Annotated in this window: 13 protein-coding genes; 3 read left to right on the forward strand and 10 right to left on the reverse strand. The window is 69.0% G+C overall.

Annotation, left to right across the window (positions count from 1 at the left end; translation table 11 throughout):
* Nucleotides 1-71: 71 nt before the first annotated feature.
* The gene (locus PL79_RS13415) at nt 72-1,739 is read right to left on the reverse strand and encodes a Na+/H+ antiporter (protein WP_044846172.1); all 1,668 of its coding nucleotides are present in this window, start codon (nt 1,737-1,739) and stop codon (nt 72-74) included.
* A gap of 291 nt (nt 1,740-2,030) precedes the next feature.
* Between PL79_RS13415 and PL79_RS13420 the strand changes: the two genes are divergently transcribed.
* Nucleotides 2,031-3,317, forward strand: coding sequence for a sensor domain-containing phosphodiesterase (locus PL79_RS13420; RefSeq protein ID WP_044846173.1), 1,287 nt, complete (start codon nt 2,031-2,033; stop codon nt 3,315-3,317).
* A 77-nt stretch (nt 3,318-3,394) separates the two neighbouring features.
* Complete coding sequence (locus tag PL79_RS13425; RefSeq protein ID WP_044846174.1) at nt 3,395-4,120, forward strand: copper homeostasis protein CutC; 726 nt, start codon at nt 3,395-3,397, stop codon at nt 4,118-4,120.
* Between the two features lie 187 nt (nt 4,121-4,307).
* Here the strand turns inward: PL79_RS13425 and bioB are convergent, their stop codons facing one another.
* From bioB to aceK, 9 genes are all read right to left on the reverse strand, one after another.
* A complete protein-coding gene (gene bioB, locus PL79_RS13430) occupies nt 4,308-5,327 on the reverse strand; it encodes a biotin synthase BioB (RefSeq protein WP_044846175.1) in 1,020 nt (339 codons plus the stop codon).
* Nucleotides 5,328-5,363: 36 nt separating this feature from the next.
* Complete coding sequence (gene bioD, locus PL79_RS13435) at nt 5,364-6,083, reverse strand: dethiobiotin synthase (protein ID WP_044846176.1); 720 nt, start codon at nt 6,081-6,083, stop codon at nt 5,364-5,366.
* Nucleotides 6,080-7,291, reverse strand: a complete 1,212-nt coding sequence (gene bioF, locus PL79_RS13440; RefSeq protein ID WP_044846177.1) for an 8-amino-7-oxononanoate synthase — start codon at nt 7,289-7,291, stop codon at nt 6,080-6,082. The genes bioD and bioF overlap by 4 nt, the downstream gene beginning before the upstream one ends.
* Nucleotides 7,291-8,634, reverse strand: coding sequence for an adenosylmethionine--8-amino-7-oxononanoate transaminase (gene bioA, locus PL79_RS13445; protein WP_044846178.1), 1,344 nt, complete (start codon nt 8,632-8,634; stop codon nt 7,291-7,293). The genes bioF and bioA overlap by 1 nt, the downstream gene beginning before the upstream one ends.
* A 612-nt stretch (nt 8,635-9,246) precedes the next feature.
* Nucleotides 9,247-10,506 carry a dienelactone hydrolase family protein gene (locus PL79_RS13455; RefSeq protein WP_044846179.1) on the reverse strand — a complete coding sequence of 420 codons (1,260 nt, stop codon included), beginning with the start codon at nt 10,504-10,506 and terminating at the stop codon, nt 9,247-9,249.
* Between the two features lie 107 nt (nt 10,507-10,613).
* Complete coding sequence (locus PL79_RS13460) at nt 10,614-11,051, reverse strand: YchJ family protein (protein ID WP_044846180.1); 438 nt, start codon at nt 11,049-11,051, stop codon at nt 10,614-10,616.
* Between the two features lie 39 nt (nt 11,052-11,090).
* The gene (locus PL79_RS13465) at nt 11,091-11,768 is read right to left on the reverse strand and encodes an SDR family oxidoreductase (RefSeq protein ID WP_044846181.1); all 678 of its coding nucleotides are present in this window, start codon (nt 11,766-11,768) and stop codon (nt 11,091-11,093) included.
* A gap of 243 nt (nt 11,769-12,011) precedes the next feature.
* The gene (gene can, locus PL79_RS13470) at nt 12,012-12,779 is read right to left on the reverse strand and encodes a carbonate dehydratase (protein WP_044846182.1); all 768 of its coding nucleotides are present in this window, start codon (nt 12,777-12,779) and stop codon (nt 12,012-12,014) included.
* Nucleotides 12,780-12,841: 62 nt separating this feature from the next.
* Nucleotides 12,842-14,662, reverse strand: a complete 1,821-nt coding sequence (gene aceK, locus PL79_RS13475; RefSeq protein ID WP_044846183.1) for a bifunctional isocitrate dehydrogenase kinase/phosphatase — start codon at nt 14,660-14,662, stop codon at nt 12,842-12,844.
* 337 nt (nt 14,663-14,999) lie between these two features.
* Here aceK and PL79_RS13485 point away from each other — a divergent pair, with 337 nt between their 5' ends.
* Complete coding sequence (locus PL79_RS13485) at nt 15,000-16,076, forward strand: MBL fold metallo-hydrolase (protein WP_044846184.1); 1,077 nt, start codon at nt 15,000-15,002, stop codon at nt 16,074-16,076.
* The last annotated feature ends 141 nt before the right edge of the window (nt 16,077-16,217 follow it).

The raw sequence follows: 16,217 nt of genomic DNA on the forward strand, positions 1-16,217 counted from the left end.
GTGAAAACGGCGACGCTCGTGCGTCGCCGTTTCTTTTGAGCGGCCGTGCGATCGCACCGCGGCGCAGCCGCTCAGACGAGTCCTTTCTTGCGCGTCGACAGCGCCGTTTCCGACAGGTCGATCTCGCGGATCAGCTTCGTCAGCGTCTCGTCGGAAATCCTGCTTTCGCTGCGCAGCCGGTACAGCACCGAACGTTCCGCGCGCACCGCCGCGATCCGCATCTGCAGTTCCATCGTCTCCGCCTGCTTGGCTTGCGCGCGCGGGGTCGGGCCGTCGTCGGCGAGCGCGGCGAGGCGGCGGCGGTACTGGTCCATCACGCGCGCCGAGATGTCCGCGCAGCGCGCGGCGCCCGATTCGTCGAGATCGGCCGAGATCGCGTCGTGCGACGAGTCGATCGCGCGGATCGCGGCCTGCGCGGCGGCCGCGCGCGCGGTGCGCTCCTCGTCGGCGAGCGGGTTGCGCGTCGAGCGCACGCCGCGCAGCAGCAGCGGCAGGCCGATCACCGCGACGATCAGCGAACCGAGAATCACCGCCGATGCGACGAAGATCGCGGTGTCGCGCCCGGGCAGCGGCGCGCCGTCGGACAGCGCGACGGGGATCGACAGCACGCCCGCGAGCGTGACCGCGCCGCGCACGCCGCCGACCGTCATCACCGCGATCGTGCGCACGCCGGCCATCGTGCCCGCGAGGCCCTGGCGCGCGGCGCGGCGGCTCGCGATCCAGCGCAGCAGCCAGACCCACAGGAAGCGGATCGCATACAGCGCGATCATCATCGCGCACACGTTGAAGATCATCCGGCCGACGAGCGCGTCGCTCGTGTGGTGCGCGTCGACGAGCGCGCGGCCGATGATGTGCGGCAACTGCAGCCCGAGCATGATGAACACCATGCCGTTGAACACGAACTCGATCATCGCCCACGTGCTTTCGGCCCGCACGCGCGACGCGACGGTGCTTTTGCGGGAGAAGCTCGTGTAGTTCATCATCATCCCGGCCGACACGGCCGCGAGCACGCCCGACAGGTCGAGATGCTCGGCGAACAGATAGGCGGCGAACGGCACGAGCAGCGTCATCACGATGCCTGGGGCCGGATCGCCTTCCTGCTCGGCGTTCAGGAAGCGCGTCGACAGCGCGCTGAATCCCCACGACACGAGCGCGCCCGTCGCGAGCCCGCCGGCGGCGACGATCACGAACGTGATCGACGCATCGCGCAGCGAGAACATGCCGGTGAGCGCGGCCGCGACCGCGAACTTCAGCGCGACGAGGCCCGACGCGTCGTTCATCAGCGCCTCGCCTTCCAGGATGTGCATCAGTTGCGGCGGGATCCGCCCCTTGCCGGCGATGCCGGACAGCGCGACCGCGTCGGTGGGCGACAGCACGGCCGCGAGCGCGAACGCGATCGGCAGCGGCAACTCGGGTATCAGCCAGTGCGCGAAATAGCCGACTGCGAGTACCGTCATGAACACGAGCCCGAACGCGAGCATCAGGATCGCGCGGCGCTGCAGGTACAGCTCGCGTTTCGGAATCCGCCAGCCGTCCGCGAACAGCAGCGGCGGAATGAACAGCAGCATGAAGATTTCGGGATCGAACGTGACGTGCAGGTTCAGCTTCGGCCACGCGAGCATCGCGCCGAACGCGATCTGCATCAGCGGCAGCGGAAGCTGCAACGGCAGGATGCGTGTGACCGCGCCGGACAGCGCGACGGTCAGCAGCAGGATCAGGACTGTGAAGACGATTTCCATCGAGACGGCGATTGCGGAGAATGAAACGACCGTACGGAGTTTAGCGTGACGATGCGGCGGGTGCGTTCGAGTGCGCCGGTGCGCATGCACGTGAACGGTGCATCCGGCCTGCGCCATGCTGGTGCGGCGGCGCCGCACGCAGGCGCGGCGCGCGCGTTCGGCCCTTGCACGGACCTTGCTTGATGCTTGCCTACCGTCCGGCACCGGCCGGACAACCGAGGATTCCACCATGACATTGCGCGCGCCGTCTCAACCAACCGCCGCGTTCGGCTGCATCACCAGGAGGGCGCCATGACGATCGCGCAACAGGAGCGTCCGGCCACCGCATCGCCGTATCGTTTCGAGCGGGAGATGAGCTCCGGCCTCGAGCGCCTGGCGACGCAGCATCACGACCTGTCGCTCACGACCGTGTTCCAGCCGATCTTCAGCCTGTCGCACCAGCGCGCGGTGGGCTACGAGGCGCTGCTGCGCGCGCATGACGCGCTCGACCGCGCGGTGTCGCCGCTCGACGTGTTCGGCGAGGCCGCGCGCCAGGGCGAGTTGCTGCAGCTCGACCGGCTCGCGCAGGCGCTGCATCTCGAGAACTTCGCGCTGCTCGGCGCCGAGCGCGAGTGGCTGTTCCTCAACGTGCATCCGGGCGTGCTGACCGACCCGTTCCAGGCCGCCGCGCTGTTCGCGAACCTGAAGCGGATCGGCATGCCGCCGCGCCGCGTCGTGCTCGAAGTGCTCGAACAGCGCGCGGAAGACGTCGAGCGGCTCGCCGAGGCCGTGCGCGAATTCCGCGCGCAGGGTTTCCTGATCGCGCTCGACGATTTCGGCGCCGGTCACTCGAACCTCGAGCGGATCTGGCAGCTGAACCCGGACATCGTGAAGCTCGACCGGATCATGCTGTCCCACGCGGCGCACCGCACGGGGCTCACCGCGATCCTGCACGGGCTCGTCACGCTGCTGCACGAGGCCGGCAAGCTGGTGCTCGTCGAGGGGATCGAGACCGAGCACGACGCGCAGATCGCGCTGTCGTGCGAGGCCGATTTCGTGCAGGGCTATTTCTTCGGCCGCCCGGCCCCCGGGCTACCTGACAGCGCGGCCGCGACCGGTTGCATCGGCGAGCTGACCGAGCGCTTTCGCCAGCAGACCGAAGCGCGCGAGCGGCGCGACGCGCAGCGGCTCGCGCCGTACCTGCGCGCGTTCGAGCGCGCGGCCGAGCGGGTGGCGGCCGGCGAGCCGCTCGACGAGGTGTGCTGGAACTTCCTCGCGCTCGACGATGCCGCGCGCTGCTTCCTGCTCGACGCGCGCGGCCGGCAGGCCGGCCGCAACGTCGTGCTGCGCGCGGACCGCGCGCTCGCCGAGGCGCGCTTCTCGCCGCTGTCGGATGCGCAGGGTGCGAACTGGCTGCGCCGGCCGTATTTCCGCACGGCGATCGCCGAGCCCGGACGCGTGCAGGTGACGCGCCCGTACCTGTCGATCAACGAGGCGCAGCCGTGCGTGACGCTGTCGGTGGCGGTGCGCATCGGCGATGCGCAGCACGTGCTGTGCGGCGATATCGACTGGATCGACGAGGAAGCGGGCGGCGCATAGCGACGGCCGGCATGCTGGCGCGGTTCATGCCGCTCGGCTAGGATGCGCGAATTGTCCTGACGATTCGCGAGCCGCCGATGAACCGCACCGCCGCTTCCTCCGTTCTCCTCGAAGTGATCGCCACCACCGTCGGCGACGCGAAGGCCGCTGCCCGCGCGGGCGCCGACCGGCTCGAGCTCGTGACCGCGATCAGCGAAGGCGGGCTCACGCCGAGCGTCGGCCTGATCGAGGCCGTCGTGGCCGCCGTGGCGATCCCGGTGAACGTGATCGTGCGCCCGCACAGCCGCGCGTTCGTCTACGACGCCGACGACCTGCGCGTGATCGAGCGCGACGTGCGCGCGGCCGTCGCGGCTGGTGCGAACGGCGTCGTGTTCGGCGCGCTCGATGCGCGCGGCGACGTCGATCTCGATGCGCTCCAGCGCATCGCGGCGGCCGCGGACGGGCGCGACCTGACGTTCCATCGCGCGTTCGACGTGTCGCGCGACCTCAATGCCGCGTTCGACGCGCTGCTGCGCGTGCCGGCTGTCACGTCGGTGCTGACCTCGGGCGGCCATCCGTCGGTGCTCGACGCGGTCGCGACGATCACGCGGCTGGTGCGCCAGGCGGCAGGCTCGACCTGCACGGTGCTGGCCGGCTCGGGCCTCACGATCGACGCGGTCGGCGATTTCGTTCGCGCGACCGGCGTGCGCGCGGTGCACTTCGGCTCGGGCGTACGGCCGCGCGGCGAGGTGCTGGCACCCGTCGACGAACAGCGCGTCGCGCGCGTGCGCGCGGCGCTCGACGGCGCGGCCGCACACGTGTGACGCGCGGGCGGAAGTTGCGCCGAAGCGCACGCCGACGGGCGGGCTCGACGCTTCGATCCGGCACGCGGGCAAGACCGCGATGCGCGACGCGCAGGCCGGCCCGGCGCAGACGATCGGACGAAAAAAAACCGGGGCATGCCCCGGTTTTTTCGTCTGCAACCTTCGCTGAACGACGCGAGGCCGGCGCTTACGCGTTCTCCGCCAGCGCGTCGGCCTGGCTCGCGCGGATGCCGAGGCGCTCGAACAGCGCGCGGTCGCGCTGCGTCTGCGGATTGCTCGTGGTCAGCAGCTGGTCGCCGTAGAACATCGAGTTCGCGCCCGCGAGGAAGCACATCGCCTGCATCGCGTCGTCGAGCTGCTCGCGGCCGGCCGACAGCCGCACGACGGCCTTCGGCATCGTGATGCGCGCGACCGCGATCGTGCGCACGAACTCGAACGGGTCGAGCGGTGCGGTGCCTTCGAGCGGCGTGCCCTCGATCGCGACGAGGTTGTTGATCGGCACCGACTCCGGATACGGGTTCAGGTTCGCGAGCTGCGAGATCAGGCCCGCGCGTTCGCGGCGCGATTCGCCCATCCCGATGATGCCGCCGCAGCACACGTTGATGCCCGCGTCGCGCACGCGGTCGAGCGTGTCGAGACGATCCTGGTACGTGCGCGTCGAGATCACCTGGCCGTAGAACTCCGGCGACGTGTCGAGATTGTGGTTGTAGTAATCGAGGCCCGCGTCGGCGAGTTCCCTGGCTTGCTCGTCCTCCAGCATGCCGAGCGTCATGCAGGTCTCGAGGCCCAGTTCCTTCACGCCGCGCACCATCTCGGTCAGCGCAGGCATGTGGCGCTCCTTCGGGTTGCGCCATGCGGCGCCCATGCAGAAGCGGCTCGCGCCGTTCGCCTTGGCCGCGCGCGCGGCGTCGAGCACCGCGTCGACGTCCATCAGCTTCTCGGCCTTCAGGCCCGTCTCATGGTGCGACGACTGCGAGCAGTAGCCGCAATCCTCCTCGCAACCGCCCGTCTTGATCGACAGCAGCGTCGACAGCTGCACCGCGTTTGCGTCGAAGTGCTCACGATGCACCTGCTGCGCGCGGAACATCAGGTCGTTGAACGGCAGCTCGAACAGCGCGACGACGTCGGCGACGCGCCAGCGCTGCGGCGCCGGGGCGGCCACGGGGATCGCGTCGGGTTGCACGGCGGCGGTCTGGGCTTGGGTCATGGTGGTTTTCCTGTCGTGAATGCGGGGATCGGGGCGTCAATGCTGCGCGCGGCGCAGCGTGTCGACGAGCGCGGCGATGTCGAGCATCGCCGCGGCGGATTCGGGGGCGGCCGGCGCCAAGTGCGCGATGCGGCCGAGGAGCGGCGCGCGATGTTCGCGCGCGAGCCAGTCGCGGATCGTCGCGACGTTCTCGTCGGCGTACGACATCGCCGGGTCGACGTGGTTCGCGACCCAGCCGGCGAGCGTGAGGCCGCGCTGGCGAATCGCGTCGGCCGTCAGCAGCGCGTGGCTGATGCAGCCGAGCCGCATGCCGACCACGAGCACGACCGGCAGGCCGAGCGCGACCGCGAGATCGGCCGTGTCCTGCGTGTCGTTCAGCGGCACGCGGAAGCCGCCGACGCCTTCGACGACGACGACGTCCGCGCGCGTCAGCGCCTCGCGGTGGCTCGCGACGATCGTGTCGAGGTCGATCGTCACGCCTTCCTGCGCGGCGACGATGTGCGGGGCGGCCGGCGCCTTCAGCAGGAACGGCGTGCGCAGCTCGGGCGGCAGCACGACGTTCGCGGCCGCGTCGAGCTGGTCGGCGTCCTCGTTGCGCCAGACGCCGTCGCGTTCAACCGCACCGGCGGCCACGGGCTTCAGCGCGGCCGCGCGCAGGCCGTGACGTGCGAAGCCGTGCAGCATCGCGGCCGACACGAAGGTCTTGCCGATCTCGGTGTCGGTGCCGGTGACGAAGAGGGAAAGCGGTGCGTTCATGCGGTTTGCTCGCTGGCTTCGATGAGTGCGGTTTCCAGCCGCGCGAGATCGTCGAACGAATGCGCGGCCGACAGCGAGATGCGCAGGCGCGACGTGCCGGCGGGCACCGTCGGCGGCCGGATCGCGGGCACCCACAGGCCGTGCGCGTCGAGCGAACGCATCGCCGCGAGCGTCGCGTCGTTGCTGCCGATCACGAGCGGCTGCACGGCCGTGTGCGAATCGACCGGCTGCCAGCGTGTCATGCGCAGCAGCGCGCGCGTGCGCTCGATCAGCGCGGCGAGGTGCGCGCGTCGCGCATCGCCTTCGTCGCCGGCGATCACCTTCAGGCTTGCCGATACCGCATGTGCGACCGCGGGCGGCGCCGCCGTCGTGAAGATGTAGCTGCGCGCGCGCTGGATCATCCATTCGATCACGGTCTCGTGCGCGATGACGAACGCGCCCGCGACGCCGGCGGCCTTGCCGAGCGTGCCGACGTACACGAGGTTCGGCGAGCGCAGCGCGGCGGCCGCGAGCGCGCCGCGGCCCTGCGGGCCCAGCACGCCGAAGCCGTGCGCGTCGTCGACGACGAGCCACGCGCCGTGGCGTTCGGCCAGCGCGACGAGTTCGGCGAGCGGCGCGAGGTCGCCGTCCATGCTGAACACCGTATCGCTGACGATCAGCTTCGTTTCGGCGTCCGACGCATCGAGCAGCGCGGCGAGCGCCACCATGTCCGCATGCGGATAGACCTGCACGTTCGCGCGCGACAGCCGGATCCCGTCGATCAGCGACGCGTGGTTCAGCGCGTCGGAGAAGATCGTCGCGTGTTTGCCGGTGAGGGCCGTCATCGCGGCGAGGTTCGCCATGTAGCCGGTGCTGAAGTACAGCGCGCGCGGCGCATCGGAGAAGCCGCCCGCGAAGCCGGCGAGCTCGTCCTCGAGCGTCGCGTGCGCGCGCGAATGGCCGCCGAGCAGATGCGAGCCGCCGCTGCCGGAGCCGTAGCGCTGCGCGCCTTCCGCGAATGCGGCGACGAGCGCCGGATGCGCGGCGAGGCCGAGGTAGTCGTTGCTCGCGAAGCCGACGATGTCGCGGCCGTCGACGCGCATGTGCGCGTCGCACGCGGTGTCGGCGGTGCGGCGCACGCGGCGCAGGCCCTGCGCATCGAGTTCGGCGAGGCCGCGCTGCAGCGTGTCGAGCAGTGGCGTGTTCGTTTTCGGTGACGGCTGTTTCATCACGCCGCCTCCGCGAGTGTCGCGTCGAGCGTGTCGCGCGTGCGTTGTGCGAGCCACGCGATGTCGTCGTCGCTCATCACGTACGGCGGCATCAGATACACGGTCGCGCCGATCGGGCGCAGCAGCAGTTCGCGTTCGAGCGCGCGCTCGAAGAAGCGTCGCGAGAAGCCGCGTGCCGCGTCGCCGTCGAGCGCGACGTCGAACGCGAACAGCGTGCCGCGCTCGCGCAGGTGACGCACCTGCGGGTGCGCGCCGAGCGGCGCGAGCGCGGCGCGCATCGCGGCCGACTTGCGCGCGTTGCCGGCGAGCACGTCGTCGCGTGCGAACAGGTCGAGCGTCGCGACGGCCGCGCGGCACGCGAGCGGGTTGCCGGTGTACGAATGCGAATGCAGGAAGCCGCGCGTGGTGTCGTCGTCGTAGAACGCCGCGAACACGTCGTCGCGCGTGAGCACGAGCGACAGCGGCAGGTAGCCGCCGCTGATGCCTTTCGACAGGCACAGGAAATCGGGCCACACGCCGGCCTGCTCGCACGCGAAGAAGGTGCCGGTGCGGCCGCAGCCGACCGCGATCTCGTCGGCGATCAGGTGCACGCCGAATTCGTCGCACAGCGCGCGCAGCCCGCGCACGTACGACGGATCGTGCATCGCCATGCCGGCCGCGCATTGCACGAGCGGCTCGACGATCAGCGCGGCGATCCGGTCGGCGCGTTCGGCGAACAGGCGCCGCACGTCGTCGAGCGCGCGGCCCGCGACGTCGGCGGCCGTCTCGCCCGGCAGCGCGCCGCGCGCGTCGGGCGACGCGACCACGTGCGCGTTGCGGATCAGCGGGTCGTACGCGTCCTTGAACAGCGCGACGTCGGTCACGCCGAGCGCGCCGATGGTCTCGCCGTGATAGCTGTTCGCGACGCACACGAACTCGCGCTTGTCCGCGCGGCCGCGGTTGCGCCACGCGTGGAAGCTCATCTTCAGCGCGATCTCGACCGCCGACGCGCCGTCCGACGCGAAGAACGCATGGCCGAGCGTGCGCGCGGTGAGCGCGTGCAGCCGCTCGGCGAGCTCGATCGCCGGCTCGTGCGTGCAGCCAGCGAGCATCGCGTGCTCGAGCGTGTCGAGCTGGTCCTTCAGCGCCGCGTTGATGTCCGGGTTCGCGTGGCCGAACAGGTTCACCCACCACGAGCTGATCGCGTCGAAGTAACGGCGGCCGTCGCGGTCGTACAGCCACAGGCCCGCGCCGCGCGCGACGGGAATGAGCGGCAGGCGCTCGTGGTGCTTCATCTGGGTGCAGGGATGCCAGACCGCGCGCAGGCTGCGCGCGACCCAGTCATCGGTGGCTGGCGTACTCAAGGCGACTCCGGGGAGTAAAACGGCGGCGGGTATCGAACGGGACACCGCGCGGCGACAGACGGAAAACGCGCTGAGATTAGCGTGTTCCGCCGCGCGTTGCACTACCGGTTACAAACACCGCAAAGCCTTGCCGGGCGGGAGTTCGGCGCAGATCCGGGGTGCTCGGGACGGTACGCGCCAGATGCCCAGAAATGACCGCAGATGACGACGTTCGAGTGACACCCCCCGACAGAAAAAAATCGTCGGGCAGGCGGGCGCGGGAGGGGTGAAAAAATCGGGGCGGGAAGGGAAAAGGGGCGCGAAGTGTGGCGCAATGCGACCGGCGACTAGCAACCTGCGACCTGCGAATGGCGACTAGCGACCGGCGACCGGCGACCGGCAAATGGCGCGTTGAATCAGGCGCCGCTGGCGTTCGGAAAAGGCGGGAAAAGGCGGGAAAAGTCCCGCAAAGGCTCTCAGCGGATGTTACGAGCGGGGTGCTCAGCCCGCTGACTCACAAGAGCGCGAGAACGGGCATGCGAACGCCGTTGCGGACCGCGCGCTCACGAAACGGAAGAGGGGAAAGAGACGCGGGTAGAACGCGATCCTGACGCGCGTCGCGACCCGCGCGCGTCAGCGCGAAGCCAATGCGCGCGCGTCGGCGTCGCCGTTGTCGGCCGTCTGCGTCGCGTTCGCGTTCCACACGACGCGGTCGTTGACCGCATACAGCTTGCATGCGCCCGCGCCCTGCTTCGAGCAGTTGTCGAGCGCGAGCGCCATCGGATCGTCGCCGCCTTCGGCCCACGACCATGCGCCTTCAGCCGACACCGCGAACGCACGGCTCGGATGCTGGCTCAGGAAACGGCGATAGCCTTCGCGGCCGGCTGCGTCGAGGAACGGCACCGCCTCGACCGCATCGATCGACGCATAGCCGGTCGCATTCGGCTCGTGCGGGTTCGCGACCGCATAGCGCACCGACGTCGGCAGGTTCAGTTCCGCGAGGAACGCATGCACGGCCGGCCACCACACGGGCACGCCGTCGCGATCGACGATCAGCCGGTGCGCGTCGTCCTTGTAGCGGCCGAAATCGATGAACTGCGCCTGCGTGCCGTGCGACACGTAGGCGTCGTGCATCTGCGCGACGAGCGCGGGCGTCCACACCGAATCGTTGTCGCCGTACAGCCACAGCGACCGCACGGCCGTATGCGCGCCGTACTGGTCGAACGCGTCGACGAGATTGCGCTGCCAGCCGTCGCAGAGGTCCTGGCGCAGCCCGCCGGAGAAGTTGATGATGCCGCGCACGCCGGGCGCCGCCTCGGTGCCGTATGCGACCGACACGAGGCCGCCGTGCGACGTGCCCGCGACGACGATGCGCGACGCATCGATGTACGACTGACGCGACATGTAGCGGACCGTCGCGTCGACGTCGGCGGCCTGCACGAGGCCGTTCTTGCCGACGTTGCAGCCTTCCTGCTGGTACGCGCCGCCCGAACCGGCGAAGCCCTGGCGGTTCGGCGCGATGACCGCATAGCCGCGGCGCACGAATTCACGCGCGAACGCGAGCGGCCGGCTGCGCGGCTGCTGGTGAAGATCGCCGGTGTTCTTGCCGTGGTTGAAGACGACAAGCGGGAACGGGCCGGGGCCGTTCGGCTTGAACAGCGTGGCCTCGAGCATCACGGCGCCCGAAGCATCGGCCGGAATGCTGACGATTTGTTCGTTGAGGTTCGCGGCGACCTGCGGGAGGCCCGAATCGCCGTAATCGAAGCGCTCGGCGTGGGCGAGCGAGCCGCTGGCCGTGGCCGCGCCCGCAGGGGCGTTCGGCGCCGTACCGGCCTGAGCGGCCGACAGCGCGCAGGCCGCCATCCATCCCACCAATACCTTGCTGAACGCCATTCGTAAGCCCTGCCATGCAACATGACCAATCTGACGGCCATCCTAGCCCGACAAATTCAGGTTGTGCAATGCGGGAATTACCCGGCGTCTGACATGGCAACTATTTGTCAGCGTTCACTTACTTCGCCGTCGACATAGCGCCAGAAACCGTGCTCGTCGCGTGTGAAACGACTCGTCTCGTGGAGCCGGTACGCACGCCCGCCGACCTTGTAGCGGGCCACGAATTCGACCTCCGCGTGCTGTTCGTCGAGCCGGGCATGGCGTTTGACGGCGAGGCCGAGCCAGCGAGGCGCGTCGGGCGCATTCGGGTCCGCATCGAGATCGGCCGGGCAGGTGCGCGCGTCCCAGGTCGCGCGCAGGTAGTCGGTCGCGCCGAGCACGTACGCGCTGTACCGCGAACGCATCAATTCGAGCGCGGTCGGCGCGGCTTCGCCGCCGTCGATGAAGCGGCCGCAACAGGCCGCATAGCGTGGCGCCGGGGCTTTGCCGGCAGGGACGGGGGACGCGCCGCCGCACGGGCACGCGTCAGGTCGGTTCAAAATCATGCGATTCGGGAATTAACGACGCCGGGTTGTCATGCCGGCTCACCAGCTGAGCTCGACGCCGTCGTACTGGAAGAAACGGCCGTTGGCCTGCGACACGTCCGCGCCGGCTTCCGCGATCACGCGGCGCATGCCGGTCACGCTGGTCTCCGGATCGATCGCGGCCTGCGCGCCGCCCATGTCGGTGCGCACCCAGCCGGGATGGAGCGAGATGCAGGCGGCGTGGCGCGTCTGCAGCGATGCGATGCGCAGCACGTCGTTCAGCGCGGCCTTGCTCGCGCGGTACAGCCAGCCGGTCGTGCCGGTCGCCTCGGCGATGCTCCCCATCCGGCTCGAAACCACCGCCAGCACGCCGCGTGCGTCCTCGACGAGCGGCAGCAGGATCGGCAGCAGTTGCATCGGCCCGCGCACGTTCGTATGCATCACCGTGTCGAAATCCTCGGCGCCGATCGTTTCGACCCCTTCGGTGCGCGGCCCGTACACGCCCGACACGAGCACCGCCGCGTCGAGCCGTTCGCCGTCGAGCTTCCAGCCGAGCGCCGCGATCTGTTCGGGCTGCGCGATGTCGAGCGCATGCGCGTGCGCGCCGCGTTCGCGCAGCGCGGCGAGCGATGCGTCGTCGCGCGCGGTCGCGATCACGTTCCAGCCGTCGCGCCGGTATTGCCGGACGAATTCGCGTCCGAGGCCGCGCGATGCGCCGACGATCAGTACGGTTTTCATGTTCGCCGCTCCTTTGCATTGCACCGCCGTCGTGGCAGTGCCGGTGTCAGATCAGTTCGACGGCCGTCGCGGCCGCATGACCGCCGTTGCGCCGGCTGGCGTGTGCGCACGGCGCACCCGTCGGGCGACGGGATGCAGGGGGCGCGGCCCCGCCATCATGATGCGCCTTCAGCCGGATGGCGCGCGGCGGGGCGCTGGCGTGCCGCGCCCGCGCGGCCGCGCGCGTCGGCTACTTCGAGTCGGTTACTTCGCGTCGTCGCACGGCTTCAGCGTGTCGGCGACCGCCTGCGCGACGTCGTCGAGCCGTGCGGCGTCCGCCGCGACCATGTCGTTGTCGGGCGCGTGCTGGCCGCGCGCGGTCAGCGCCGCGACGCAGCGCTTGTAGGTTGCATCCAGCGCGTCGAAGCCCGACACGGCCATCCCGAGGTTGCGCATCCGCCCGTCGTGCACGCCGTACACGAGCCCGTGCACGGTGAGCGACTGGCCGCGCGCCCATGCGTCGTTGACGATCGTCGTGCGGCATACGTTGACGACCTGCTCGATCGAGTTCAGCTCGATCAGGCGGCGATAGCGCGCCTCGCCGACCGGCCATTCGTCGAGCAGTGCGGCGTGGCGTTCGCGCACGTCCTGCACGTGATGCAGCCAGTTGTCCGCGAGGCCGACGCGGCGGTTGTGCAGCGCCGCGTTCACGCCCGAGCAGCCGTAGTGGCCGACGACCATGATGTGCTTCACGCGCAGGATGTCGACCGCGAACTGGATCACCGACAGGCAGTTCAGGTCGCTGTGCACGACGACGTTCGCGATGTTACGGTGCACGAACACTTCGCCCGGCGGCAGGCCGATGATCTGGTTCGCGGGCACGCGCGAATCCGAGCAGCCGATCCACAGATATTCCGGCGCCTGCTGGTCGGCGAGACGCGCAAAGAAGTCGGGATCGTCGGCGAGCTGGCGCTTGACCCAGGCGTCGTTGTTGTCGAACAGATGTGAAAGCGGATTGTCTTGGATATTCATCGGTGTGGATTCCGTTGGCGGAAATCAGGTCGATAACGGTCTAGGTTCGATCGGACGGTGCGTCAGGCGGCGCGCTGCGCGTCGCTTGCGTCGTCGCCGGCGTCCGGCGTCGCGTCGAAGCGCTCGGGGTAGCGCACGCTGAAGCGCAGCGACACGTCGTACGGGTAAAAATCGGGCAACTCGCCCTGCAGCAGCTTGTCCTTGCTGGCCTGCCACAGCGCGGGTTCGAAAAAGTCCGCGTGATGCTTCATGAAGACCGTCCGCACGCGCGGGTCGCCGAGCAGGAACGGTCCGTAGGTTTCCGGAAAGATGTCGTGCGGGCCGACGGTATACCACGGTTCGCCGGACAGCTCGTCTTCCTCGTTGCGCGGCGGCGGCACGCGCCGCACGTTGCAGTCGGTCAGGTACTCGATCTCGTCGTAGTCGTAGAACACGACGCGGCCGTGGCGCGTGACGCCGAAGTTCTTGTAAAGCATGTCGCCGGGGAAGATGTTGGCCTTCATCAACTCCTTCACCGCGTTGCCGTACTCCTTCACGCCGTGCTCGACGTCCGCGTCGGTGCCGTTCTGCAGGTACAGGTTGAGCGGCGTCATGCGGCGCTCGATGTACAGGTGCTTGATCACGAGGTTGTCGTCCTCGTATTCGAGCAGCGACGGCACTTCCTTTTCCAGCTCGCGCACGAGCGCATGGTCGAGCCGCGACAGCGGCAGCGCGACGCTCGAATACTCGAGCGTATCGGCCATCCGCCCGAGACGGTCGTGGCGCTTCACGAGCTGGTACTTCTCCATGATCTGCGCGCGCGTCGTTTCCTTCGGCGGCGGGAACTGATCCTTGATGATCTTGAACACGTACGGGAACGACGGCAGCGTGAATACGAGCATCACGAGGCCCTTGATCCCGGGCGCGATGATGAAGCGGTCGCTCGAATGCGACAGGTGGTGCAGCAGGTCGCGGTAGAACAGGTTCTTGCCCTGCTTCTGCAGGCCGACCGACGTGTAGATCTCGGCCTTCGGCTTGCCCGGCATGATCGTGCAGAGAAAATCCACGTACGCGGACGGCACGCCCATGTCGACGAGGAAATACGAGTGCGAGAAGCTGAAGATGATCTGCAGCAGGTCGCGGCGCAGCAGCACGGTGTCGAGCGCGAGCAGGCCCGGGCGCACGTGGCGGATCGGCACCGCGAACGGCAGCACGCGATCGGCGTTGATGATGCGGCCGACGATGTACGCGCTCTTGTTGCGGAAAAACAGCGACGACAGCACGTGGATCTGGAAATTCGGCGCGGCGTCGAACTGGCCGAATTCGTCGCTGATCGCCTGCATCACGCAGCCGATGTCGCGCGTGAGATCCTCGAACGGCGGCTCGAGCTGGAAGTTCGTGACGATGCGCTCGAGCGTGGCCGCGAGCCCGTCGGTGCCCGGGTAGTACGCGCGATAGGTCGGCTTCGCGGCCGGCTCGTCGTTCTCGAGGTATTCGGTCGAGATCGCGGGCCGCACGAAGATGAAATCGTTGCTGAAATACGAGCGGTGCAGGATCTTGCAGCACACCGAATTGAAGAACGTTTCCGCGCACTCGGGCTGGCGGTGCGACGTGAGCAGGCCGATGTAGTGCAGCTTGATCTGCTGCCACACCTCGTCGTCGATGTTCTCCGCGTCGTATTCGTCCTCCAGCAGCTCGACGCACTCCTGCACGCGATCGTCGTACGACGTGATCCGCTCGCGCGCGAGCCGCTGCAGGCCGTGCCAGTCGGCGCGCTCGAATAGCGTCTTCGCCTCGACGGCGGCTTCCCGGAAGATCCGGTAGTGGCGGTCGAAGTATTCGAGCATCGTCTGCGCGACGTCGAAGCCGATTTGCGACGACAGCAGTTTGGGGAAGTGATTCATCGCGTGCAGGCTCGTTGAAGAGGGGCTGTAAGCACTCGCCATTTTAGCGCCCAAGTCGGCGTTTCAATGACTTTCGGGGTCCGGCGCCCAAGCGCCGTCAATGGGCGGGTTGCTCGCCGTTGCACGCCGTTCGGTGCATCTTCGCGTAAAGATACGGGTACGGAACGGATTCTGACACGAACTTTTTTTGGCCGTCCGGCGCGCGCCGGCACGCGTTTCGCGCGACGGCGATAGAATCGACGCGATGCCTGCCGCGGCATGCCGCGCGCACCTGCACTTGCATTCGCGCCCGCACCCGCATTCGCATTCGCACCGATAACGACGAGACACCCCACCGATGAACGCACTGGAACACCAACTCGACTATCCCTTCGCCGACACGCTGCCCGCCGCGGGCGACACGTTCGAGGTCGCGCCCGGCGTGCGCTGGCTGCGCATGCCACTGCCGTTTTCGCTCGATCACATCAATCTCTGGCTGCTGCGCGACGAGATCGACGGACAGGCCGGCTGGACGATCGTCGACTGCGGTATCTCGTCGGATGCGATCCGTACGCACTGGGAACAGATCTTCGACACGCATCTCGACGGGCTGCCGGTGCTGCGCGTGCTCGTCACGCATTGCCATCCCGATCACTTCGGCCTGGCGAACTGGATCTGCGAAGGCGGCGACCGGCGCCGCTGGAACGTGCGGCTGTGGATGACGCTCGGCGAATACATGTTCGGCTGCCTGATGGCGGCCGGCAACGGCTCGAACGCCGGCGGCGCGGCCGCCGCCGATCACTTCGCGCGTCACGGGCTGACCGATCCGGCCGCGCTCGACAAGCTGCGCAACCGTCGCAGCTATTACTCGGACCTCGTGCCGGCCGTGCCGCCGCGCTACCGGCGCCTGCGCGAAGGCGACCCGGTGACGATCGGCGCGCGCACGTGGCGCGTCGTCACCGGCTACGGCCATTCGCCTGAACATTGCGCGCTCTACAGCGAAGCGGACGGCGTGCTGATCTCCGGCGACATGGTGCTGCCGCGCATCTCGACCAACGTGTCCGTGTTCGATCTCGAGCCGGAAGCGAACCCGCTCGCGCTGTACCTCGAATCGCTCGGCCGCTACGAGACGATGGCGCCCGACACGCTCGTGCTGCCGTCGCACGGCAAGCCGTTCCGCGGCGTGCGCACCCGCATCGCGCAACTGCGCGCGCACCACGACGCGCGGCTCGACGAAGTGCGCGTCGCCTGCGCGGAGAAGCCGGCGAGCGCCGCCGACATCGTGCCGATCATGTTCCGCCGCCGCGAACTCGACATCCACCAGATGACGTTCGCGCTCGGCGAGGCGCTCGCGCACCTGAACCTGCTGTGGCTTGCGGGCGAGCTCGTGCGCGAGCAGGGCGACGACGGCGTGATTCGCTTCGCGCGGGCCTGAGCGCTGCCGGCCTGACGTCCCCTCGTTTTCAGCGTTCAACCCGGTCCGTGCCGCTCCAACAACGCGAAATCCGTCGTCCCGATCGGCAAAGGCCTGCTCGAATCGGAGCGGCTCGTCTGGCAGCGGTTCGTCGAATCGGAC

The organism is Burkholderia sp. USMB20 (assembly GCF_000949135.2).
Classification (GTDB): domain Bacteria; phylum Pseudomonadota; class Gammaproteobacteria; order Burkholderiales; family Burkholderiaceae; genus Burkholderia.